This is a genomic window from Rhodopila sp., from assembly GCF_035548235.1.
GTDB lineage: Bacteria > Pseudomonadota > Alphaproteobacteria > Acetobacterales > Acetobacteraceae > Rhodopila.
On the sequence record NZ_DASZTJ010000033.1, the window covers coordinates 18,641 to 41,575 of the forward strand.

At 65.4% G+C, this 22,935-nt stretch carries 18 protein-coding genes; 12 read left to right on the top strand and 6 right to left on the bottom strand.

Going from position 1 to position 22,935, the window contains the following annotated elements; translation table 11 throughout:
* Window positions 1-48 precede the first annotated feature (48 nt).
* The 5 genes from VHB27_RS01885 to carA form a co-directional block, all read right to left on the bottom strand.
* Window positions 49-1,245, bottom strand: a complete 1,197-nt coding sequence (locus VHB27_RS01885; protein WP_325597145.1) for a threonine ammonia-lyase — start codon at window positions 1,243-1,245, stop codon at window positions 49-51.
* 45 nt (window positions 1,246-1,290) lie between these two features.
* Complete coding sequence (gene greA, locus VHB27_RS01890) at window positions 1,291-1,764, bottom strand: transcription elongation factor GreA (RefSeq protein WP_325597147.1); 474 nt, start codon at window positions 1,762-1,764, stop codon at window positions 1,291-1,293.
* Between the two features lie 95 nt (window positions 1,765-1,859).
* The gene (gene carB, locus VHB27_RS01895; protein WP_325597149.1) at window positions 1,860-5,099 is read right to left on the bottom strand and encodes a carbamoyl-phosphate synthase large subunit; all 3,240 of its coding nucleotides are present in this window, start codon (window positions 5,097-5,099) and stop codon (window positions 1,860-1,862) included.
* 47 nt (window positions 5,100-5,146) lie between these two features.
* Window positions 5,147-5,494, bottom strand: coding sequence for a hypothetical protein (locus VHB27_RS01900; RefSeq protein ID WP_325597151.1), 348 nt, complete (start codon window positions 5,492-5,494; stop codon window positions 5,147-5,149).
* A 42-nt stretch (window positions 5,495-5,536) separates the two neighbouring features.
* Window positions 5,537-6,892 (bottom strand): glutamine-hydrolyzing carbamoyl-phosphate synthase small subunit, encoded by a 1,356-nt coding sequence (gene carA, locus VHB27_RS01905; protein WP_325597153.1) that lies wholly within the window; start codon window positions 6,890-6,892, stop codon window positions 5,537-5,539.
* A gap of 80 nt (window positions 6,893-6,972) precedes the next feature.
* On the opposite strand from carA, the gene VHB27_RS01910 reads away from it, so the two are divergent.
* The 10 genes from VHB27_RS01910 to VHB27_RS01955 all read left to right on the top strand — a co-directional run bounded on the left by VHB27_RS01910 (window position 6,973) and on the right by VHB27_RS01955 (window position 20,132).
* Window positions 6,973-7,437: a GFA family protein gene (locus VHB27_RS01910; RefSeq protein WP_325597155.1), complete on the top strand. Its 465-nt coding sequence runs from the start codon at window positions 6,973-6,975 to the stop codon at window positions 7,435-7,437.
* Window positions 7,438-7,486: 49 nt separating this feature from the next.
* Window positions 7,487-7,945, top strand: coding sequence for a GatB/YqeY domain-containing protein (locus VHB27_RS01915; protein ID WP_325597157.1), 459 nt, complete (start codon window positions 7,487-7,489; stop codon window positions 7,943-7,945).
* A gap of 6 nt (window positions 7,946-7,951) precedes the next feature.
* Window positions 7,952-9,778, top strand: a complete 1,827-nt coding sequence (dnaG, locus tag VHB27_RS01920; protein ID WP_325597159.1) for a DNA primase — start codon at window positions 7,952-7,954, stop codon at window positions 9,776-9,778.
* Between the two features lie 58 nt (window positions 9,779-9,836).
* On the top strand, window positions 9,837-11,771 hold the full coding sequence (gene rpoD / locus VHB27_RS01925; protein ID WP_325597161.1) for an RNA polymerase sigma factor RpoD: 1,935 nt from the start codon (window positions 9,837-9,839) through the stop codon (window positions 11,769-11,771).
* 206 nt (window positions 11,772-11,977) lie between these two features.
* Entirely contained in the window at window positions 11,978-12,208 is a 231-nt protein-coding gene (locus VHB27_RS01930; RefSeq protein ID WP_325597163.1) for a hypothetical protein, read from the top strand.
* Between the two features lie 24 nt (window positions 12,209-12,232).
* On the top strand, window positions 12,233-12,532 hold the full coding sequence (locus VHB27_RS01935) for a cell division protein ZapA (RefSeq protein WP_325597165.1): 300 nt from the start codon (window positions 12,233-12,235) through the stop codon (window positions 12,530-12,532).
* A 10-nt stretch (window positions 12,533-12,542) separates the two neighbouring features.
* A complete protein-coding gene (locus VHB27_RS01940) occupies window positions 12,543-12,995 on the top strand; it encodes an acyl-CoA thioesterase (RefSeq protein WP_325597167.1) in 453 nt (150 codons plus the stop codon).
* 53 nt (window positions 12,996-13,048) lie between these two features.
* On the top strand, window positions 13,049-15,931 hold the full coding sequence (locus VHB27_RS01945) for a helicase-related protein (protein ID WP_325597169.1): 2,883 nt from the start codon (window positions 13,049-13,051) through the stop codon (window positions 15,929-15,931).
* The gene (locus VHB27_RS01950; RefSeq protein ID WP_325597171.1) at window positions 15,928-19,395 is read left to right on the top strand and encodes an Eco57I restriction-modification methylase domain-containing protein; all 3,468 of its coding nucleotides are present in this window, start codon (window positions 15,928-15,930) and stop codon (window positions 19,393-19,395) included. The genes VHB27_RS01945 and VHB27_RS01950 overlap by 4 nt, the downstream gene beginning before the upstream one ends.
* A complete protein-coding gene (locus tag VHB27_RS01955; RefSeq protein ID WP_325597173.1) occupies window positions 19,383-20,132 on the top strand; it encodes a hypothetical protein in 750 nt (249 codons plus the stop codon). The genes VHB27_RS01950 and VHB27_RS01955 overlap by 13 nt, the downstream gene beginning before the upstream one ends.
* 167 nt (window positions 20,133-20,299) lie before the next feature.
* On the opposite strand, the gene VHB27_RS01960 is transcribed toward VHB27_RS01955, so the two are convergent.
* Window positions 20,300-20,593 carry a DUF3175 domain-containing protein gene (locus VHB27_RS01960; protein WP_325597175.1) on the bottom strand — a complete coding sequence of 98 codons (294 nt, stop codon included), beginning with the start codon at window positions 20,591-20,593 and terminating at the stop codon, window positions 20,300-20,302.
* Between the two features lie 180 nt (window positions 20,594-20,773).
* Here VHB27_RS01960 and VHB27_RS01965 point away from each other — a divergent pair, with 180 nt between their 5' ends.
* Together VHB27_RS01965 and VHB27_RS01970 are read left to right on the top strand one after the other, a co-directional pair.
* Window positions 20,774-20,992 carry a general stress protein gene (locus VHB27_RS01965; protein ID WP_325597177.1) on the top strand — a complete coding sequence of 73 codons (219 nt, stop codon included), beginning with the start codon at window positions 20,774-20,776 and terminating at the stop codon, window positions 20,990-20,992.
* A gap of 149 nt (window positions 20,993-21,141) precedes the next feature.
* On the top strand, window positions 21,142-22,932 hold the full coding sequence (locus VHB27_RS01970) for a thiamine pyrophosphate-requiring protein (RefSeq protein ID WP_325597179.1): 1,791 nt from the start codon (window positions 21,142-21,144) through the stop codon (window positions 22,930-22,932).
* Window positions 22,933-22,935 lie beyond the last annotated feature (3 nt).

Here is a 22,935-nt window from a genome sequence, read left to right on the forward strand (position 1 = left end):
CCTTGGTCAGCTGCCGAGCGGCCGGGCGACCAACTTATGATTCGTCAATTATACGCGCCGGACGATGTAGGTCCGTTCCAGCGCCTGGACGATGTCATTAGCATGCTTTGGGTCACGTGCTTCCACCATTATTTCGAGCTCGGCCGCTTGAACCGAAACCGAAGCGAAAAGCCGTTGGTGGGAGACTTCGATGATGTTTCCGCCCGAGGTGCCGATCGTTCCTGCGATATCCGCCAGGACGCCGGGCCGGTCGGGAATTTGCAGATGCAGCTTCAACAGGCGTCCGTCACGCAACAAGTCGCGTAACAAAACGTTGGAAAGGATACGCGCGTCTATATTGCCGCCAGTGATGGCGATGCCGACTTTCTTGCCGCGGAACCGTTCCGGATAGGCCAAAAGGGCGGCGAGGCCGATGGCGCCCGCACCCTCGGCGACTGTCTTGGCGGCTTCGACCAGCAGGCCGATGGCTTCCTCGATGGCGCGTTCGGGGATCACCAGGACACCGGCGACGCGGCGCCGGACGAGTTCGAACGGGGTTTCCCCGATGTCGCGCACGGCGATCCCTTCGGCCACCGTCGCGCCCCCGACCGACACCGCTCGGCCGGCGAGGCGCTGGGCCATGGCGGCGTAGGTTTCGACTTCGGCGCCGTAGACGGCGATGCCGGGCTGCAGCGCGGTGGCAGCGACCAGGCAGCCGGCCAGCAAGCCCCCGCCGCCGGTGGGGATGATCAGTGCATCCAGGTCCGGCACGTCGCGCAGCATCTCCAGCGCCAAGGTGCCTTGGCCGGCGATGATGCCGGGATCGTCATAGGGATGGATGAACACCAGATGGTCGCGTTCGGACAGCTTGTGCGCATGGGCGGCGGCCTCGGCGAGGGACTCGCCTTCCAGCACGACGTTGGCGCCCCAGGCGGCGGTGCGGGTCACCTTGGTCGCCGGGGTGAATTTCGGCATCACGATGGTCGCGGCGATGCCAGCCAGGCTGGCATGGCGGGCCACCGCCTGGGCATGATTGCCGGCGGACATGGCGACGACGCCGCGCTCCCGCTCGGCCGGGGTCAAAAGGGCCAGCCGGTTGGCCGCGCCTCGTTCCTTGAAGGCGCCGGTGGCTTGCAGATTGTCGAGCTTCAGCCAAACCTGGGCGCCGGTCAGGCGGGACAGGGCTTCGCAGAGCAGCATGGGCGTGCGCTGCACCTTGCCCGCGATACGCTCCGCCGCCTGTTCGATGTCTGACAGGGAGATCACGCGGTCGCCTGGCGCGCACGCAAGGGATGAACCATCGCTTTCGGTTCAGCCGAACCGGATTTCAAGGATCTCGTACGACCGGTCCCCGCCCGGGGCTGGCACGGACACCGTCTCACCGACCTTCTTCCCGATCAGCGCCTTGGCGAGCGGGGAGGAAATGGACAGCCGGGCGATCTTGATATCGGCTTCATACACGCCGACGATCTGGTAGGTGGCTTCCTTTTCGGTTTCCTCGTCCACCAGCTTCACGTGGGCGCCGAACTTGACATGGCTGCCGGACAGGGTGGAGGGGTCGATGACCTCGGCGGCGGCGACGATCTCTTCCAGCTCCTGGATGCGGCCTTCGATGAAGGATTGACGCTCACGCGCAGCGTGATATTCGGCGTTTTCCGACAGATCGCCGTGTGATCGGGCTTCCGCGATGGCACGGATGATGGCTTGGCGTTCAACCGTTTTCAGGTTGCGCAGCTCTTCTTCCAGCCGTTGCAGCCCAGGGGCAGTCATCGGAAACTTCTGCACGTCAGGGTCCTTCGATCCTCAGTTTTCCTAGCGGTCTACATGGCTCCGCCGCGACAAGGACGACCCGAAGGGCAACCTCATCCGCGGCGCAGGTGTCAAAACGAACCGCGAAAGTAGGACTGTAGAGGCGCAACTTCAAGCGTTCCGGCGCGCAATGCTGCAATTGCGTGAACCGCCGCTCGGGCGCCCGCGAGCGTCGTGTAGTGCGGCACGAAATGCGTGAGAGCGGTCCGGCGGATCTCGAAACTGTCGGCCACCGATTGCGGGGTGGAGGCGGTGTTGATCACCAGTTGCACCTCTCCGGACTTGATCGCGTCGACGCAATGCGGCCGGCCTTCCAACACTTTGTTGACCACTGCGACCGGGAACCCGGCCTCCTTGATCCGGGCGGCAGTTCCCCTGGTGGCCATGATGGAGAAACCCATCTCGCTCAGCAGGCGTGCCAGGACGGGCAGGCCCTTCTTGTCGGCGTCCTTGACCGAGAGGAACACCGTGCCGGACGCCGGCAGCACGATACCGGCGCCAAGCTGCGACTTGGCGAAAGCGCGCTCGAAGGAGGAGTCGAGACCCATCACCTCGCCGGTCGACCTCATTTCGGGACCGAGGATGGTGTCGACATTGGGGAAACGAGCAAACGGGAACACGGCTTCCTTCACGGCGACGTGGGGTGAAATCGAATCGTCATCCAGCTTGAAATCGGTCGCGAGCCGAGCACCGGCCATGACGCGGGCGCCGATCTTGGCGACGGCGACGCCGGTGGCCTTCGCGACGAAGGGTACGGTGCGGGATGCGCGCGGGTTCACCTCCAGCACATAGATCGTATCGTCCTTGATCGCGTACTGCACGTTCATCAGCCCGACGACGCCCAGGGCGCGGGCCATCGATTCGGTTTCCGACTTCAGTTCGGTCACCATCGCCGGCGACAGCGAATAGGGTGGCAGCGAGCAGGCGGAATCGCCCGAATTGATGCCGGCCTCCTCGATATGCTCCATCACCCCGGCAACATAGACGCTTTCGCCATCGGCGATGCAGTCGACGTCGACTTCGATCGCGTCGTTCAGGTAACGATCGATCAGCACCGGATTGTCGCCGGAGACGCGGACGGCTTCCCGCATGTAGCGATGCAGGCCGGCGCGGTCGTAGACGATCTCCATCGCGCGGCCACCCAGTACGTAGCTGGGGCGGATGACGACGGGATAGCCGATGCGTTCGGCAATCTCGTCGGCCTCCTCGGCACTGCGGGCGGTCCCGTTGTCGGGCTGGCGCAGGCCGAGGCGTTGCAGAAGCTGCTGGAACCGTTCGCGGTCCTCCGCCAGATCGATGGCATCGGCGCTGGTGCCCAGGATCGGGATGCCCTCGCGCGACAGGGCCTGGGATAGTTTCAAGGGAGTCTGACCGCCATACTGCACGATGCAGCCCAGCACGGTACCGTTCTGCTGTTCGCGGCGAACCAGGCCGATCACGTCCTCCTCGGTCAGCGGCTCGAAATACAGGCGGTCGGAGGTGTCGTAGTCGGTCGAGACCGTTTCCGGGTTGCAGTTGACCATGATGGTCTCGAACCCGGCGTCCTTCAGCGCATAGGCGGCGTGGACGCAGCAATAATCGAACTCGATGCCCTGGCCGATACGGTTCGGGCCGCCGCCCAGGATCACGATCTTCTGGCGGCCGGTCGGATCGGCCTCGCAGATCGGGGTGCCATAGCCGCCCTCGTATGTCGAATACATATACGGCGTGCCAGAGGCGAATTCGGCCGCGCAGGTGTCGATACGCTTGTAGACCGGGACGACGCCCAGTGCGGTGCGTGCCTTGGTGACGTCGGCGGCCGGGACGCCGGCGAGCTCACCCAGGCGCCTGTCGGAGAACCCCAACGCCTTCAACCGGCGAAACGCGCCGGCCTCGCGCGGCAGGCCTCGCGCGGCGACGTCGCGCTCGGCGATGACGATCTTTTCCATCTCGCGCAGGAACCACGGGTCGAACTTGGTGGCGTCGTGGATGTCTTCCACCGACATGCCCTCTCGCAGAGCCTGCGCCGCCATCACCAGGCGGTCCGACGCCGGGCGGGACAGTGCCGCTCGGAATGCGTCGATGTCGCCGGGGGCCTCGATCGCGTCGAGGCCATAAAAGCCGGTTTCCATGCTGCGCAACCCCTTTTGCAGGGCCTCCGCGAAGGAGCGGCCGATGGCCATGGCCTCGCCTACGGATTTCATGGACGTGGTCAGCAACGCCGGCGTGCCGGGGAATTTCTCAAAGGTGAAGCGGGGGATTTTCACGACCACATAGTCGATGGTCGGTTCGAAGCTGGCGGGCGTGGTCCGGGTGATGTCGTTCTGCAGCTCGTCCAGCGTGTACCCGACCGCGAGCTTGGCGGCGATCTTGGCGATCGGAAAGCCGGTCGCTTTCGACGCGAGGGCCGAAGAGCGGGAGACGCGCGGGTTCATCTCGATGATGACCATCCGTCCGTCCTTGGGGTTCATGCCGAACTGCACGTTCGATCCCCCGGTGTCGACGCCGATCGCGCGCAGGCAGGCGATCGAGGCGTCGCGCATCCGCTGGTATTCCTTGTCGGTCAACGTCAGCGCCGGGGCGACCGTGACGCTGTCGCCGGTATGGATGCCCATCGGGTCGACGTTCTCGATCGAGCAGATGATGATGCAGTTGTCGTTGCGGTCGCGCACCACTTCCATCTCGTACTCTTTCCAGCCGAGGACGGATTCCTCGATCAGGACCTCGGTGGTTGGGGACGCTTCAAGGCCGCCGCCGACGATCTGCTCGAACTCTTCCTTGTTGTAGGCGATGCCGCCGCCGGTGCCGCCCAGGGTGAAGCTGGGGCGGATGACGGCGGGCAGGCCGGTCAGGGCGAGGGCGGCGCGGGCTTCCTCCATCGTGTGGGCGATGGCGGAGCGCGGGGATTCGATGCCGATCTTCTCCATCGCGTCGCGGAACTTCAGCCGGTCCTCGGCGCGATCGATCACGTCGGCCTTGGCGCCGATCAGTTCGACCCCATGGCGTTCCAATGCGCCGGAGGCCGCCAGTTTCATCGCTGTGTTCAATGCCGTCTGGCCGCCCATGGTGGGCAGAATCGCATCGGGCTTCTCGCGGGCGATGATCTTCTCGACCACTTCGGGAGTGATGGGCTCGATGTATGTTGCGTCGGCCAGGCCCGGGTCGGTCATGATGGTGGCCGGGTTGGAGTTGACCAGGATGACGCGATAGCCCTCGGCCTTCAGGGCCTTGCAGGCCTGCGCGCCGGAGTAATCGAACTCGCAGGCCTGGCCGATGACGATCGGGCCGGCGCCGATGATCAGGATGGAGTGGAGGTCGGTGCGTTTGGGCATGGGGCGGGCCTTCTGGGTCGGCTGGCGCGGTCAGGTGCGTGGGGCGGTTAGCGGCGTCGTGCTTCGGCCACGCCCTGGGGGGTGAGTTCCAGGTGCCAATGGCATTGCAGCGCGCCCTCCGGCAAGCGGATGGGTTCGCGGATCAGTCCGTCGCGCAGGCAGGCGTCGATGGCATCACGGAACGCATCATAGCCGACCGGCGTGTCGGTCAGGGCGGCAAAGCGTTCATAACCGGCTTCAACGCTGGGGGCGGTGATGCCGTGACGGAAGCCGACGGCCAGGATCGCCGAACGCGCGGCGTCCAAACGGTTCGTGTGAGCCGTCCCATCATCGTTGGGCATGTGCGAACTCGCTGCTGGACGGAAAAGGGACCGAACCGGCGACTGCGGCACCACGGACGGTCTCCTGGCATGATGGATAGCCACGGTGGCCATCCATTATGTCCGCTGCTCCATTAGTCCCACGAACCGCTTGAACAGATAGTGGCTGTCCGACGGTCCCGGACTGGCCTCCGGGTGGTACTGAACCGAAAACACCGGCCGGTCGATGACCGCGATCCCCTCGTTCGATCCGTCGAACAGCGACACATGTGTCACCTTCGCCCCTGCCGGCAGCGTATCCGCGTCCACCGCGAAGCCATGGTTCTGGCTGGTGATTTCGACCTTTCCGGTCTCCAGGTCCTTCACGGGCTGGTTGGCGCCCCGATGGCCCCGGTCCAGCTTGTAGGTCTTCGCCCCCAGCGCCAGGCCCAGCAACTGGTGTCCAAGGCAGATGCCGAATAGCGGAACCCCCGTCTCCAGTACGCCGCGGATTGTCGGAACCGCATACTCCCCGGTAGCCGCCGGATCGCCGGGGCCGTTCGACAGGAACACGCCGTCGGGTTTGTGACGCAGGATGTCATCGGCCGTCGCGGTGGCGGGGACGACGGTGACCCGGCAACCGGCGGTCGCCAGGCAGCGCAGGATGTTGCGCTTGGCGCCGTAATCCACGGCCACGACATGGAACCGAGGCTCCGTCTGCCGGCCGAAGCCCTCGGGCCAGGCCCATGTGGTTTCGTCCCAGTCATAAGTCTGGCGGCAGGTAACCTCCTTCGCCAGGTCCATCCCCTCCAATCCCGGCCAGGCGGAGGCTTGCGCCTTCAGCGCATCGAGGTCGAAGCGACCGTCGGCGGGGAAGGCCAACACGCCTGTCGGGGCACCACCGTCGCGGATGCGGACGGTCAGCGCGCGGGTGTCCACCCCGGCGATGCCGGTGATGCCTTGTGACCGGACCCAGGCGTCGAGCGTCTGCATCGCCCGCCAGGATGACGGTTCGGTGATGTCCTGCTTCACCACCAGGCCGCGGGCAGCGATGTTGGTCGCCTCGATATCCTGGACGTTGGCGCCTACGTTGCCGATATGCGGGAAGGTGAACGTGATGATCTGGCCGGCGAAGGACGGATCGGTCAGCGTCTCCTGATATCCGGTCATGCCGGTAGAGAAGCACACTTCGCCAACCGGGGCCGTTCCCGCCGTATGGACCCCGAACCCGCGTCCCCAGAACACCGACCCGTCGGCCAGTACCAGCACGGCGGTGGCGCCAGCCGGCACACCGTCCACTGCCTCGGGGGTTTCGCCCGTCATCAGGTCCGCCATTGTCAGCCCCGTGGCGGCGATCACTGCGGGCCAGTGCCGCGACGGGATGGCGCCGGCCTGGCGCCATTTGCGTACCGCTTCGGTGCCTACGCCAGTAAGTCGAGCGGCTGAGTCGGGACCGCCGAGGCGGTCTATGATAGAGTCGATCGCGTGCGCCATGACTTGACTATATGGGAAGAAACTTCCCAGCTCAACTGTCGCCCGGCTTGACGGAAGAAATCTCCCGGAGGATTCACGCAATGCCAGACACCATCCTGACCGGCGGATGCCAATGCGGTGCTGTCCGCTATGCCCTGTCCGAAGCTCCGGAGTCGACCGTTTGCCATTGCCGCATGTGCCAAAAGGCCGTCGGCGGACCGTTCGCCGCGTTCTGCAAGGTGCGTCTCGACCACTTTGCCTGGACGCGTGGCCAGCCGGCCGCGTTCCGCAGCTCCACGGCGGCGGAGCGGCATTTCTGCCGCGACTGCGGCACGCCGTTGACCTTCCATTACTTGCATGGCGACGCCATCGAGGTGACGACCGGCAGTCTCGATCATCCGGAGACGGTGCCGATCATCCGCAACTTCGGTGCCGACTCGCGGCTGCCTTGGATCGACCGGCTGATGCCGGGTGCGGTCCCGGATGTGCCGCCCAGCAATCCGGCGCTGGACAGCCGCCAGCATCCCGACCACGAAACACTGACCGGCTGGCGGCCGCCTGCCTGATTATCACCACACCTCGTCCCTATAGAGACCGCTCCGCCGGAGACTTTTCATGACTCTCAGAGAACAATTCACCGACCACCTCAAGACCGCGATGAAGGCCGGCGATGCCGCCACGACCTCCACGGTCCGCATGATCATGGCCAAGATGAAGGACACCGACATCGCCGCTCGTCCCAAGGGCATCGACAAAGTGCCGGACGAGGAGATCGTCGCCATGCTGCGCGGCATGGTCAAATCCCGGCGGGAGTCCGTCGAACTCTACCGCCAGGGCAACCGGCCCGAGCTGGCCGCCAAGGAGGAGGCCGAGATCGCGGTCATCGAGGGATTCCTGCCCAACCAGATGGATGATGCCGCCGTCCAACGGGCGGTGAAGGACGCGGTCGCCGAGACCGGCGCGGCCAGCATCAAGGACATGGGCAAGGTGATGGCCGCGCTGAAGGCGAAGCACGCCGCCACCCTGGACATGTCCAAGGCGGGCCCGCTGGTGAAAGCGGCCCTATCCGCCTGACGTCCCATGGCGCTCCCCGCCGGATTTTTGGAAGAGCTTCGCACGCGGGTTCCCGTCCCCGCGGTGGTGGGGCGCCGCGTCCAGCTCGCCCGGTCCGGCAAGCAATGGAAAGGATGCTGTCCCTTCCACGGGGAAAAGACGCCCAGCTTTTATGTCTATGACGATCACTACCACTGCTTCGGATGCGGGAAGCATGGCGATGCGATCACCTTCGTCATGGACACCCAGAACCTTGGCTTCATGGACGCCGTTGCCCAGCTCGCCGCCGAGGCCGGATTGGAAGTCCCCAAACCCACCCCGGAAGCCGCCGAGGCGGAACGTCGGCGCCTGGACACGATCGAGGTGTTGCAAGCCGCTCTGGCGCATTATCGCCGCCGGCTCGACCTGCCGGAAGGCCGAGCGGCGCGGGACTATCTACTGGGGCGAGGCCTGACGGCGGAGACGATCGAGCGCTATGGCTTGGGCTGGGCCGGCGAGCGGGGCGGTCTGACCGCGGAACTCGGCCGCCAGGGTGTGGCAAATGAGCAACTGGAAATCGCCGGCCTGCTGCGCCGCGACGAGGAAACCGGTCGCACGTTCGAGTTGTTTTCTAACCGCGTGATGTTTCCGATCCGTGATCGGCGCGGCGCCATCATCAGCTTCGGTGGCCGGATCCTGGGGGCCGGTCAGCCGAAATACGTCAACGGGCCGGAGACCCCGGTCTTCTCCAAGCGCCGCAGCCTGTTCGGGCTGGACATCGCGCGGGAGGCCGTCCGGACGGGAAAGGCCCTGATCGTGGTGGAAGGCTACATGGACGTCATCGCCGCCGCTCAGTCCGGTTTCACCGGGGCCGTAGCTCCGCTCGGCACCGCGTTGACCCAGGAGCAATTGGAGCAACTCTGGCGGATTTCGGCTGCTCCCGTTCTCTGCTTCGACGGCGACAGCGCCGGGGCGCGTGCCGCCGCCAGGGCTATGGACCTGGCGCTGCCGATGCTGACCTCGGGACACACGCTGAAATTCGCCACGCTGCCGGCGGGCGAAGACCCTGACAGCTTGGTGCGCAAGGGCGGCGCGGGGGCTTTGCAGGCGATCCTGGACATCGCCCAGGCACCGGTCGAGGCGCTGTACGGGATGCTGCGGCAGGAGGTCGGGGATGCCAGCGCCGAACAGCGCGCGGCGCTGCGCAACCGGCTGACCGAGGTGGCCAGCCGGATCGCCGACAAGGCGCTGGCGAGCGAATACCGCTCCGCGCTGCTCGACCGTTTCTTCGCCAGCCGGCCGCGCAACGGGGGGACGAAAAGCGGGGCGCGCGCCAATGGGGTACGCCCGATGAACAGCGTCGTCCGGACGGCACCCAGGCAGGTGCCGCAACCGAACGGCGCGATCGCTGAAAGGATGCGGATCCTGACGGCAATCCTGCTGCGCCATCCGGCGCTTTTTCACGACGTGGCGCACGCGTTCGACACGCTGGGGCTCGACGATCGCCTGGCGGGGTTGCGGAATGCAATCGAGTCTTATGCAAATACAGCGGAAACCCTTGACTCTGCTGGTCTGATGGACCACCTCACGCAGTCTGGATTTGAACGCGACGTGCAGCTCGTGCTGGCCGGGGCGCCGATGCCCTTGCCGGCCTGCGTTGCGTCCGACGCGATGCCGGCCGAGGCGGAAAGAGAATGGTGGCACATTTTTGGCTTCCTCAATGTGGACCGCCTGCGAGAGGAAGTCGAATTGGCCAAGGTCGAAGCGGGTCGCAACCTGACGCAGGAAACCCAGCAACGTCTGCAAGCGCTCAGGGAAGCTCTGCTGAACGTGCAGAGCGGCGACCCGGATGGCGCATCGATGAACGATGCCTAAAAGTATGATGTTTGATAGTATGGGGTCACACCCGACCTACGAAGGAGAGACCTGAACGATGGCCACCAAGCCCATGGTCGCAGGTGATACCGCCACGGCGGAACAGGATGTCGAGAACACGCTGCTGGATGTGCAGACCGCCGCGGTCAAGCGGCTGATCGCGAAGGGCAAGGAGCGTGGATACATCACCTTCGATGAGCTGAACGCCATCCTGCCGCCGGACCAGAACAGCTCCGAACAAATCGAAGACGTGATGGCCAATTTCTCGGAAATGGGCATCCAGGTCGTCGAGTCCGAGGAGTCCGAGGAAGGCGAGGCCCCTGCCGCCAAGGCCGACAAGGTCGATGAGGCGGAGGAGGACGAGCAGTCCGGCAATGTCGACGAAGCCAGCCTGGGCCGCACCGACGATCCGGTGCGCATGTACCTGCGCGAGATGGGCAGCGTCGAGCTGCTGTCGCGTGAGGGCGAGATCGCCATCGCCAAGCGGATCGAGGCCGGCCGCAACATGATGATCAACGGACTTTGCGAAAGCCCGTTGACCTTCAAGGCGATCATCAACTGGCACGACCAACTCAAGGCCGGCCGGATGCTGCTGCGCGACATCATCGACCTGGAAGCCACCGAGGGCGCGGGGTCGGGCGGCGAAGAATCTGACGGGGCACCGGCCAGCGACGGGTTCGCCGCCAACGACGACATGGATCCCGACGACGAGGATGGCGGCCCCTCGATGTCGCTCTCGGCGCTCGAGGAAAAGCTGAAGCCCGAGGTGCTGGCGAATTTCGAGGAGATCGAGAACCTCTATAAGAAGCTGCACAAGATGCAGCACCGCCGACTGGAGACCATCACCAGCGGCGAGGAAATGAGCTCGCGCTCGGAAAAGGGCTACGAAAAGACCCGCGAGGAACTGGTCGAGAAAGTCGGCCAGGTGCGGCTGCACAACAATCGGATCGAGGAGCTGGTCAGCCAGCTCAAGCTGCTCAACCAGCGTCTGACGACGCTGGAAGGCCAGCTCATGCGGATGGCGGAAGGCTGCAAGGTCAACCGCGAGGAATTCCTGAAGTTCTACCGCGGGCAGGAACTCGACCCGAACTGGGTCGAGAAGGTGGGCAAGCTGCCGGGCAAGGGCTGGAAGCTGTTCGTCGCCAAGCACCCGGACGATATCGGCAAGGTGCGGGGCCAGATCTCGGCCGTGGCGACCGATGCCAGCCTGCCGATCAGCGAATTCCGGCGCGTCTACATGACCGTTTCGCGTGGGGAACGGGATAGCGCGCGCGCCAAGAAGGAGATGATCGAGGCCAATCTACGCCTGGTGATCTCGATCGCGAAGAAATACACCAATCGTGGCCTGCAATTCCTCGACCTGATCCAGGAAGGCAATATCGGGCTGATGAAAGCCGTCGATAAATTCGAATATCGCCGCGGCTACAAGTTCAGCACCTATGCGACCTGGTGGATCCGGCAGGCCATCACCCGCTCGATCGCCGATCAGGCGCGGACGATCCGTATCCCGGTGCATATGATCGAAACGATCAACAAGCTGGTGCGCACGTCGCGGCAGATGCTGCACGAAATCGGCCGCGAGCCCGCCCCTGAGGAACTGGCCGACAAACTCGGCATGCCTTTGGAAAAAGTGCGGAAGGTCCTGAAGATCGCCAAGGAGCCGATCAGCCTGGAAACGCCGATCGGTGATGAGGAAGACAGCCACCTGGGCGACTTCATCGAGGACAAGGCCGCCATCATCCCGCTGGACGCCGCGATCCAGGCCAATCTGCGGGAGGCAACGACGCGGGTGCTGTCCAGCCTGACGCCGCGCGAGGAGCGCGTGCTGCGTATGCGTTTCGGGATCGGCATGAACACCGACCACACGCTGGAAGAGGTCGGCCAGCAGTTCAACGTGACCCGCGAGCGCATCCGCCAGATCGAAGCGAAAGCACTGCGCAAGCTGAAGCACCCCAGCCGCAGCCGCAAGCTGCGAAGCTTCCTCGACGACTGATCCTGGCGTGGCCGGGTGCTTTCTCCGTCAGGGCGGGCCTGCGCTCGCCATGACGAGGGGAGGTCTGTGCCGGACCGAGACGGCAGACAGGGATCGCGACCCCGCCGCGAAACGCCCACCTATCCACGCCGCGTCAAATATCCTAGTGTGGAAGTTCCTGTAACGGCTGACGATTCAGTCTCTTACCACAACGACACGGCGATCAGATGGCGGATGCTCAGACTCCCGGCAACTCCGAAGGCGCCGAGGCCTCGCTCAACCGGCTGGAAGCAGCGTTGGAAGCGATCGCCGACAGTCTTCGTGCGAGGCCGCCCGCCCCGGCCCCCGCTGCGTCTCCTCCATCGGCGACGCCCGAGGTCTTGGATGAAGTCGAGCAGCGTCTCGACGCCGTGATCGAGCGGGTCAGGACGATCCTCGGCCGAAAATCCGATCAGTAAAACCGAAGAGAACCAGGTTCGCTCATGGCGCAAGTCACCATCCGCATAAATGGCTATTCTTATACCGTCGGCTGCAAGGACGGGGAGGAAAAACACCTCGAAGCCATGGCGGCCGAGGTCAACCGGCGGGCCGATGCCATCCGCCAAACCGCCGGCGGAGTGGGTGAGACCCGCATGCTGGTCATGCTCGCGCTGTCGATGGCCGACGAGATCTTCGAGATCCAGCAGAACGCCAAGCCGGACAAGCGCGCCGACACGGAACGGCTGCATCGGCTGGCGAAGCGGGCCGAACAGATCGCGGCGAACGTCGAAAAGAGCGACTGACGCTGCCGCGATGAACGGCGTCAGGCGCGAACCCGCCAGGCGGGCGGATTACCGTTACTTCACCAGCATCACGACGCGCTGGAACGACAATGACCAGATGATGCACGTCAACAACGCCGTGTATTACATGTATTTCGACACGGCGCAGACGACGTTCTACATCCAGCGCGGCCTGCTCGACATGCGCAGGACGTCGCCCTATGTCGTCGCGGAAAGCGGGTGCCGGCATTTCACCGAAATCAGTTATCCCGACGTGCTTACGATCGGGATCAGGGTCGCCAAGCTGGGAACGTCGTCCGTCCGGCTGGAGATGGGACTGTTCCGTAACGACGCCGATATCGCCTCGGCGGAAAGTTATTTTGTTCACGTATTCATAGATCCGGGCACGAGACGGCCGATCACCATCCCGGACGAAGCGCGGGCGGAGTTTGCCGCGATCGCGATCGGCGCCGACCGCCATTAACCCTTCGGAAAGGTTCCTGTGTTTCCGTCGCCCTGTGGCAACGGAACACCCGCATGCAACTCACCCCCGGACTCAGGATCGCCGCACGCGGTCTTGAGTGGGACGTCATTGACGCCGACCCGCCCCCAGACCCCTCCATCGCGGAACATCGCCGCGTGCGCCTTTGCTGCGCGTCGGGTGACCTCGCAGGGCTGGAATGGGACATCCTTCACCCCCTCGAGCCTGTAACGGTCTTGCGCGCCGACCCGGACCCACGAGCCCCCGATAGTCTGCGGGACTGGTGGCTCTACCATACCGCCTGGCTGTTCGATCAGGTGCCCGGCCCTGCGACCCAAGCCGGCCGCATGACGATCGAGCCATATCAGCAGGTACCGGTACGGCGCGCGCTCGACATGGTGCGCCCGCGGTTGCTGCTGGCGGATGGTGTCGGCCTTGGGAAGACCATCCAGGCCGGGCTGATCGCCGCGGAACTCCTGGTGCGCCGCCGAGCGCACAGGATCCTGGTGGTAACGCCGCCGGGACCGCTGCTGCGACAGTGGGAGCAGGAGATGCGGCTGCGCTTCGGCCTCCGCTTCGCCGTCCTGGCCGACGCACCCAGCCTGCGGGAGGCGCGCGCTCGGCTCGAATTCGGCGGCAACCCGTTCGAGGCGACGTCCCTCTGCCTCACTTCCATCGATTTCGCCAAGTCGGACCAGGTACTGATGGAATTGGAGAGGACGCGCTGGGACCTTGTGATCATCGACGAAGCGCATCACTGCGCTCAACCGGACTCCCGTCGTCATCTGCTCGCGAGGGTTCTGTCACGCATTTCGGACGGTCTGCTGCTGCTGACCGCCACGCCGCATGACGGCAACGACGCGCATTTCGCTGCGCTGATGGCGCTGCTGGACCCCAGCCTCGTAGACGGGGCGGGCCGGCTTGTCGGCACCGCCTATCGCCGCCACGTGGTGCGGCGTTTGAAATCGCATATCCGCGACCCGCGCACTGGCCTGCCTCTGTTCCGCGAGCGCCGGGTCCAGCCGGTGCGGGTGATGGTCGATGCCGATCCTGTGTGCGCCTTCCATAAGGCGCTCTCTGACCTCGTGCTGCCTCGCCTGCGCACCCCGCGCGACACGAGGCATCTGACCGATGCCTTGGCGTTCGTGACCTTATTGAAACGGTCTCTCTCGACCCTTGCTGCCTGCGTCGCCACGCTGCGCGTCGTTGCCGCCCGCCTTGGCGCCACCGACAGCCTTGCCCGGCGACGGGAGCGCCAGCGGGCGCTGCGGGCTTGGTGCCGCCGTGTGGCCCGTTATGGGGTGCTGTCGGCGGCCGAGGAAAGCGCCGTCGCTTCCCTTGAAGCGGAAGAAATGGCCACCAGCCTCGATGCTGCGACGGCCGAGGCGCTGAACGCATTGATCGCGGCGGGCGAAGCGGCGATCCCGCTTGATCCAAAGCTGCAAGCCCTGCGACAGGAAATCCGCCTGATCCGGCTGGAACAGCCGAACGCCAATGTCCTTGTCTATACGGAATACGCCGAAAGCCAGCGAGCCGCCGCGATGGCGCTCGCGGAGCTTGGCGGGATCGTGCTCACGATCGCCGGCACCGATACGGAGGCAGAGCGAACCGGCGCGGCCGAGCAGTTCGCCGAACAGGACGGCATTGTGCTGATCAGCACGGACGCGCTGGCCGAGGGCTTGAATCTGCATCGACGCTGCCGCCACCTGATTCATCTCGACCTGCCCTACAACCCCAACCGGCTGGAACAGCGCAACGGCCGCATCGACCGCTACGGCCAGGTCCACGACCCCGACATCCGCTATTGTTACCTCGTCGGCACGTTCGAGGAGCGCCTGCTGCTGAAGTTGATCGAGAAATACGAAGCCGCCAGGGTCTGCTTGGACATCATGCCGGACACGCTTGCGGTTTCATCCGCAACCGGTGGCCTGCGCGAGCCGATCTTCGCCGGGGGCACGGATGACTTGTTCGCCGGCCTGCCCCGCCTGGTCCAGTCCCTGGACCAGGCCGCCGAGGACACCGCGAGCGAGGCCTGGCGCGACCTGTTGCGAGAGATCGACCACGCCTTCAAGGCGTTCGAGGACATGGCCGTCCGCCACGGCTGGCTGGGCGGCGGCCCTACGGGTGATCCAACCGATCCAGTCACCGAAGCGCCGCTGGGGCTCACCGTTCACACCTTCGTCGCCGCGGCGTTGCCCGACGGCAAGGTGCCGGGATCGTGGGCCACCGATCTCCATGCGCTGCCGGGCTTCGACGGCACGACGAACACGGTTCGGCTCACAGACGATCCCGACCGGCTGCACGATCGTCTTTACCCCGGTCGCGCCCATCCCCTCACGCGTCGTGTCATCGCGCGGCTTCGCGCGGGCAGGACGGGGCAGGTGGCAGCAGCGCGGGGGGAGGTGTCGCTGATAGCCACTTATGCCGTCGAGACCGGGGACGGCCGCTTCCGCACCCTGTTCGCGCTGCGCCAATACCCTGACGGCCGTATCGTCGACGAGCCGGATTGGTTGCGGCACGCCGACCGTCCGTCCATGGTTGCCGACTGGGACACAGATTTCGCGCCCTGGGCCGGCGGTCCGGCACTGGATCGGGCGGCCGGTGCCGCCGCCGATAGAGCGGTTGCCACGCATGCCGCCGCGGAAGCGCGACGGGCCGAAAAGGCGGAGCTCGAAGTCGCCGCTTGGCTGCGCCGCCGCGCCGACGAAATCTGCGGACCCGCGCCGAAGCCCGGCACGGGCGATCTGTTCGCCGCCGCCCGGCCGGTGATTGCCGCGGCGCCCGAAACCCGGCTAGCCCGGTGTGCCGCCGACCCCGATCAGCCCGACGCTACTCGCCAAGCGGCGGCCGAGGTGCTGGCTATCTTCGCCGCAAGGCCGCGTCCGTGTGCCTCCGAAATGCGGCTGCGCAAGCTGGGCCTGTTGCTGCTCCACCCATGAGCCTTGATCTTCGCGATTGCACCTTATCCGGTCCGGCGCTGACCGAAAGCTTTCTGCAAGACGGCCTGCCGCCGACTTCCGAGGCCGGCCACGCATGGGCCACCGCGCGCATCGGCACGATGCGCCGGATCACCGCCGCCCTTGGCTACGGCCGGCCCGTCCGGCAGGCACCGATCCTGACCCGGGAAGGGGAGGAGGACGGCGGTTTCCTGGCGCGATCCGGGACCGTCCGCCTGCGTGTCTGGTCGGTCGCATGCAGTTCGGCCCCGGATCCCACCCATCGGACCAGCCCAACCCGCGTCGCACAGCGTGTCCTGTTCGCGGCGCGTGAGACCGCCGGACTGCTGATTGAAGGCCCGGTCCTGCGCCTGCTGCTGTGCGACGCCAGCCGATCCGACACCTGCCTGAGCGTTGCGATCGACGACTGGCCTGCTCGTGATTCAGTACCGGATTCGTGGCGTTTGCTGTTCACCCTGATTGCCGCCCGCGCTCTCCCCGCGCTTCCTGGCATTCTCGACCGCGCGCGACTGCATCAGACAAAGGTGACGGCGGCACTGCGCATCCAGGCGCGGGAGGCCATCCTCGGTTTCGTCAACGCCCTGCCGGCGCGGCGCGGCGTAACGGCTTCAGCGCTGTGGCAGGATGCGCTGATCCTGGTCTACCGCCTGCTTTTCGTGCTGAAGCTGGAAAGCGCAGCCGGCCAGGCCTTCAGCTTCGCGGCGTCCTCACTCTGGCGCGGGGCGTTCTCGCCTAACCAGGCGCTGGGGCCGCTGGTCCGGCGGCACCTGGATTTCGGCCACGATACGGGGCGAATGCTGCAGGATGGGCTGCGCCGGATGTTCGACCTGTTCCGGGACGGCGTACGCGCGACCGGCCTGAGTGTCGCGCCTTTGGGCGGCATGCTGTTCGGAGCGACGACCCTGCCGCATCTCGGGTCGCTGGATTGGGGGGAGCGCGCGGTGGCGATCCTGCTCGACCGGTTGATCTGGCTGCCGAACAAGCCTGGGCTGGTTCGTTCTCGGGTGCATTATGGCAGCCTGGGCGTCGAGGACCTGGGTGGCGTCTACGAAGCGCTGCTGGAACTGGAACCCCGGTTCACCGAGGACGGGACCTTCCTGCTGCACCCCGGGCCGGGCCGGAAGGCGAGCGGGGCCTATTACACGCCGCGCGACTTCGTGCGGTTCCTGGTGCGTGAGACGCTCGATCCCCTGATCGCAGCGCGCAGCCCGTCGTACGACCCGGACCCTGCGGCGCTGCTGCGGCTGAAGCTGGTCGACCCTGCCACCGGCAGCGGCCATTTCCTGGTCGAGGCCTGCCGGCATCTGTCCGACGCGGTCCTGACCGCCGCGCGCCAAGCCGATGCGCTGGGCCTGACCGACCGGATCGCGGCCATCCCCGACCCGGACGCGACGCTGGTCCCGTACCTGCCCAGCCACGGCGACAACGAGACGATCGCGCGCGCCATCTGTCGCCGGCTGGTGGCGGTGCATTGCCTGTATGGTTGCGACAGGAACCCTTTGGCCGTGACTTTGGCCAAGCTGTCGCTATGGCTGGAGTCCTGGGCCGAGGGCCTGCCGCTGACCTTCCTCGACCACCGCATCGTGCATGGCGACGCACTGACCGGGCCGTTCTTCGCGCATTTGACGACCCTGCCGGTGACCGGTGGGCCGCTCGATCCGCTGTTGGCGCGGGATGTGATCGCGTGCCTGCTGGCGCGGATGACGGCGGCGCGGGACCTGATATCCCGGCTGGACGCCTCGATCGGCCGCGATCTGCGGGACGTCGCGGCGAAACAAGCCGTGAAGCAGGAGGTCGACACGCTCTTGTCTCCACTGCGGCGGTTGGCCCAAGCCTGGGCCGAGACCGCGATGACCGGCGCGCGGGATGGGGACGATCGATGGATCGCGTTGGCTCGGGCGGTGATGGCCGCGGATGGGCCGCACCCTCTCGTCATGGTGGGCGAAGGCCCTCCATTCGCGCCTCCCGAGGCTGATCGCGCCAAACATATGGAGAGCTGGCACGCGGCTGGTCATGATGACGGGACCGTGGGGCTGTCGGAACCCCAATCCCTGTCCTGGGACCTCATTTTCCCCGACGTCTTCCCTGCCGGCTTCGACATCGTGCTTGGCAATCCACCCTGGGATGTGGTGTTGCCCAACAGCGTTGATTTCGTCGCCGATATCGATCCGTCCGTCCGCCTCGCCGCCACGCGCCAAACCCGGGCTGCGATCCAGCGCAGGGTGCTGTCCGACCCGGCGGTCGCAGAGCGGTTCGAGGCCTATCGTGCAGGGTTCGAGCGGCTGAAGCGGATCGTCCCTCGCTTGTACCCCCTGCAGCGCGGGGCATCCGGCAGTCTCGACCTGTATCGCTTGTTCGCCGAACGCGCCTTGTCGCTTGCGGCCGAGGATGGAACGATCGGCCTGGTGCTGCCCTCGGCCTTCCATGCCAATGCCGGGGCCGCCCGGTTGCGGCGGCACTATCTGGACTCGACACGGATCGATTGGTGCCTCTCGTTCGAGAACCGCAGTCGCTGGTTCGACATCGACAGCCGTTTCAAATTCGACCTGATCGTCGCCCGACGCCCCGGCCCGACGCATGCCCTGCGCTGCGGCTTCTACCTGGGACACTTGGCCGAGGTCGAGGAATCGGGCCGGACCATGACTTATCCTCGCGGTTTCCTGGACGCGGCCGGCGGCGTGCATCTGACCCCGCCGGAACTGCGCGGCGTCAAGGATCTACGCCTCGCCGAACGCCTCTACACCAATCCCGTCCGCTTCGGCGCCTGGTGCGAGGCGCGGCGCATCCGCTTCGGCTGCGACCTGCACATGACTGCCGACGCGGCGCTGTTCCGGCCAGCAGGCGAGGGTGGCCTGGTGCTGCATGAGGGCAAGACCTTCCACCAGTTCACCACGTTTTGGGACACCGAACCGCGCTACAGCGTCAACGAAGAGGCGTTGCGTCCCGCAATCGCGACGGCATCGCGGCATGTTCGGTTGGCGTTCCGCGACATCGCCCGTTCGAACGACGAGCGCACCATGATCGCCTGCCTGGCGCCCGCGGGGACGGTGTTCGGCCACACCGCAACGGTCGAGCAGGCGCCCTGGGCACGCGACCCGACCGACGCCGCGCTGCTGTGCGCGGTGCTCAATTCCTTCCCCTTCGATTGGCTGATCCGGCAAAAGGCCGCGACGCATCTGAGCTTGTATCTACTGAACGACTTGCCGATGCCGGCCCTGACCCCGGCGCAGGCGACCTTCCTGGCTTCGGCTGCCACGCGGGGCGTGCCGCCGCCAGCCGAACGGGCACGCATGGATGCGGTCGTGGCGCACGGATATGGCCTGGATCGCGCGCACTACGCCCGCCTGCTGGCCGGGTTCTCGCATCGGTCCTGGCCTGATGCGCCCGAGGCTTGCTTGGATGCGTTCGATCATGCCGACCTGGTCTGCCCGCCATGCGCAGCCTGATTGGTTATTTCGGCCTCGCGCGGCTGGCCGGGGCGACCGCACCGGTGATCGAGACAGCGATCGTCGCTCCGCTGCGCGAAGCAGGCTTCGAGATCCTCCGGGCCGGCCATTTCAACTGCCCCGCCGCGCTGGACAATCCGCGTTCGGGGGAGCGTGGCGCGATTCCCGATGCCGACCCGGCACGGCTGCTGTCGCTCGATGCCTGCGAGCAGGAGGTCCAGACGGACGACGCAATCGCCGAGGCCTTCGCGACTGCGCGCGCCTATCCGGACGCGTTCGGCGATGGATATCGCAGCTTGCGGAACCTTTGCCACCAGCTCCGCAGCCTGGACCGGTTATGGCGGCTATTGGCGGCATTCCGTCCGGGGCCGGAAGATGTCGTGCTGTTGCTGCGTCCGGATCTGCTGTACCTGGACCCGCTCGTAATTGGTCGAGACCTCGGTGAGCTGCTGGCCGGCGGCATCGACCTCGTCGTGCCCGCTTGGCAAAGCTGGGGTGGGCTGAACGACCGCTTCGCTTTCGCAACGCCGCACGCCGCACGGGTCTACGCCACGCGCTATCGATTGATCGCGGATGGCTGCACTGCCATGGGCGGGTTGCATGCCGAACGGTTCCTGGCGTTCAGCGCGGGGTTGCATGGCCTGCGTGTGGCGCGGACGCCGTTGCGGGCGGCGCGGCTGCGCGTGAATGGTGATATCGCGGGAAACGATCTGCGGATGCTTGACGTCCAGGCATGACGATCGCGTCCCGCACCAGCCGTCAAGATGCCGCTTGTCCTGCCGCGAGCGAAATCAATGGCAAGTACTGGGACTCGGTCAAGTAGTATGGCTGACGCCGTACTCGTCCATTTCCTTGACGCGCAACCCAACAGCGAGTGAATGACCGAGCGGCCCGGGCACGGCGCTTATCTCCCGGAATTCCGGTGAAAGAACTTGCGCAGGCTATCTTTCGCCCGTTCCAATGTGCGTCGGCGATGCATTGGAAGCGTCTTGCCTGCCCTGTTGATATAGAAAGTCAGCATAGACATGGCGGAGCGGTATGCACTGCCTTTGCGCCTATCGCTGTGTTCGGCCGACTCCTTCAGCGATTTCGCGATCGTATCTGGATCCTTTGACTTGAAAATGTCCTTCTCAAGATCCAGGGCATCGCTGTGCCTGGTGACTTCCCCGGACCAACGAGCCTTGGTTTTCGTCGTCATCGCCGCTCTCCCTTCGGCTGTACATGGGGAACGTAAGGTCCGCCTGGAAAGTTGCTTCGCGCCGAACCTCAAGACCCGCTCCTCTCACGGGCAATGTGAACGCAACCCAGTCGAAAGCCCGCCGTTGCCTAGGAGCGAGGTGGCCGCAATGCCACCGAGAAGAAAGAAGGAGGTACAGCCATGGCCGATCAAAGGCATTCTGGTAACCCCGGCAACTTTGCGGAAGACCGCGAGAAGGCAGCGAAGGCCGGGCATGTCGGTGGCCAGCACAGCAGCGGCAACTTCGGCAATGATCGCGAGCGCGCGGCCGAAGCAGGCCGCAAGGGCGGCCAGGCCAGTTCCGGCGGCTCCCATGAGCAGCACGTAAAGGCTGGTCAGCAAAGCCACAAGAACACCTGAACACGTGACGACGACCCTGCGCTTCAACGCCTGAGGCGCAGGGTCATTCAAGCCTTCGAGCGGATACGCTCATATCTGCATGATGTCATCCGCGCGAGTGGCTTCCCGACTGCATCGATCCCCCTCCATCTCCATTCGATGAGGCGAAAATGGCCGAGAACGTCTCCGACTTCTTTTGGAAGCGGCTTCACGAGTGGGGAGTCCGCTGCGTCTTCGGGTACCCCGGCGACGGTATCAACGGTCTGCTTGGCGGCCTGCAGCGCCTGGGGGAAGACAAGATTCGCTTCGTCCAGGTGCGTCATGAGGAAATGGCCGCCTTCATGGCGTCGGCATATGCCAAATTCACCGGTGAACTTGGTGTCTGCATCGCGACGTCCGGCCCAGGGGCATCGCACCTGATTACGGGCCTTTACGATGCAAGGCTGGACCATATGCCGGTCCTGGCGATCGCGGGGCAGCAGGCCCGCACGGCCGTCGGGGGGCATTACCAGCAGGAACTCGATCTCGTCAGCCTGTTCAAGGACGTCGCTGGCGCCTTCGTTTATCAGGCAAGCATGCCGGCTCAGGTCAGGCACCTGATCGACCGTGCCGTCCGCATTGCAGTGGGCGAGCGGCGGGTGACGGCCCTCGTGATGCCGAATGACCTTCAGGAAGACGAATACACGCCGCCCCCGCGTAAGCACGGAACGGTGCATTCCGGCGTCGGCTACGCCGAACCGAAAGTCGTGCCGTATGAAGTGCATCTCCGCAGGGCGGCCGATGTGCTCAACGCCGGCAAGCGTGTCGCCATCCTTGTCGGCGCCGGCGCACTGGGTGCGACGGACGAGGTCATTTCGGTTGCGGAGCGCCTCAACGCCGGCGTGGCGAAAGCGTTGCTGGGAAAGGCGGTAGTGCCGGACGATCTGCCATGGGTCACTGGCTCCATCGGCCTGCTTGGCACCAAGCCGAGCTGGGAAATGATGACCGATTGCGACACGTTGCTGATGATCGGATCTGGTTTTCCTTATTCCGAGTTCTTGCCGAAGGAAGGCGGCGCGCGCGGCGTGCAGATCGACATCGACCCGGGCATGCTCAGCGTCCGTTATCCGATGGAGGTCAACCTGGTCGGCGACAGCGCGGAGACGTTGCGAGCCTTGTTGCCCATGCTGCAGCAGAAGGACGATCACGGTTGGCGTCAGCAGATCGAGAAGAACGTCGCCGCCTGGTGGAAGGACCTCGAGGCAAGAGCCCATGTCGACGCCAAGCCGGTCAACCCGCAGCGTGTGACCTGGGAGCTTTCCCCACGCTTGCCTGAACGGGCGATCATTACCAGCGACTCCGGCTCCTGTGCCAATTGGTACGCACGCGATCTGAAAATCCGCCGCGGCATGATGTGTTCGCTGTCCGGCGGACTCGCCTCTATGGGCGCGGCCGTACCTTACGCAATCGCCGCGAAGATCGGGCATCCGGATCGGCCGGTCATCGCTCTGGTCGGCGATGGCGCCATGCAGATGAACAACATGGCAGAGCTGATCACCGTCTCGAAATACTGGCGGGAATGGTCCGACCCGCGCTGGGTCGTATGCGTTTTCAACAACCAGGACCTCAACCAGGTGACCTGGGAGCAGCGCGTGATCAACGGCAACCCGAAATTCAGCGCCACGCAGCAGATACCCAACGTGCCGTATCACCGCTTCGCTGAACTGATCGGACTGCGCGGTATCTACGTCGATACGCCGGACAGTCTTGGCGCGGCCTGGCAGGAGGCATTGGCGTCCGACCGGCCCGTCGTGCTGGAAGTCAAGACCGACCCCGAGGTGCCGCCCCTGCCGCCTCACATCACATTGGACCAGGCCCGCAAGTTCACCTCGATGCTGGCGAAGGGCGACCCCGACGAAGGCAACATGATGCTGGGGACCGCGAAGGAAGTGCTGGCGTCCATGCTGCCTGATCGCCGTTGATCC

Excerpts from the sequence above, each read along its gene's own strand:
- VHB27_RS01960 (WP_325597175.1), bottom strand. The coding sequence starts at position 20,593 with ATGACGACGAAAACCAAGGCTCGTTGGTCCGGGGAAGTCACCAGGCAC.
- VHB27_RS01965 (WP_325597177.1), top strand. The coding sequence starts at position 20,774 with ATGGCCGATCAAAGGCATTCTGGTAACCCCGGCAACTTTGCGGAAGAC.
- carB (WP_325597149.1), bottom strand. The coding sequence starts at position 5,099 with ATGCCCAAACGCACCGACCTCCACTCCATCCTGATCATCGGCGCCGGC.
- VHB27_RS01945 (WP_325597169.1), top strand. The coding sequence starts at position 13,049 with ATGCAACTCACCCCCGGACTCAGGATCGCCGCACGCGGTCTTGAGTGG.
- dnaG (WP_325597159.1), top strand. The coding sequence starts at position 7,952 with ATGGCGCTCCCCGCCGGATTTTTGGAAGAGCTTCGCACGCGGGTTCCC.
- VHB27_RS01910 (WP_325597155.1), top strand. The coding sequence starts at position 6,973 with ATGCCAGACACCATCCTGACCGGCGGATGCCAATGCGGTGCTGTCCGC.
- VHB27_RS01950 (WP_325597171.1), top strand. The coding sequence starts at position 15,928 with ATGAGCCTTGATCTTCGCGATTGCACCTTATCCGGTCCGGCGCTGACC.
- VHB27_RS01930 (WP_325597163.1), top strand. The coding sequence starts at position 11,978 with ATGGCGGATGCTCAGACTCCCGGCAACTCCGAAGGCGCCGAGGCCTCG.
- rpoD (WP_325597161.1), top strand. The coding sequence starts at position 9,837 with ATGGCCACCAAGCCCATGGTCGCAGGTGATACCGCCACGGCGGAACAG.
- VHB27_RS01915 (WP_325597157.1), top strand. The coding sequence starts at position 7,487 with ATGACTCTCAGAGAACAATTCACCGACCACCTCAAGACCGCGATGAAG.
- VHB27_RS01955 (WP_325597173.1), top strand. The coding sequence starts at position 19,383 with ATGCGCAGCCTGATTGGTTATTTCGGCCTCGCGCGGCTGGCCGGGGCG.
- carA (WP_325597153.1), bottom strand. The coding sequence starts at position 6,892 with ATGGCGCACGCGATCGACTCTATCATAGACCGCCTCGGCGGTCCCGAC.
- VHB27_RS01935 (WP_325597165.1), top strand. The coding sequence starts at position 12,233 with ATGGCGCAAGTCACCATCCGCATAAATGGCTATTCTTATACCGTCGGC.
- VHB27_RS01940 (WP_325597167.1), top strand. The coding sequence starts at position 12,543 with ATGAACGGCGTCAGGCGCGAACCCGCCAGGCGGGCGGATTACCGTTAC.
- VHB27_RS01970 (WP_325597179.1), top strand. The coding sequence starts at position 21,142 with ATGGCCGAGAACGTCTCCGACTTCTTTTGGAAGCGGCTTCACGAGTGG.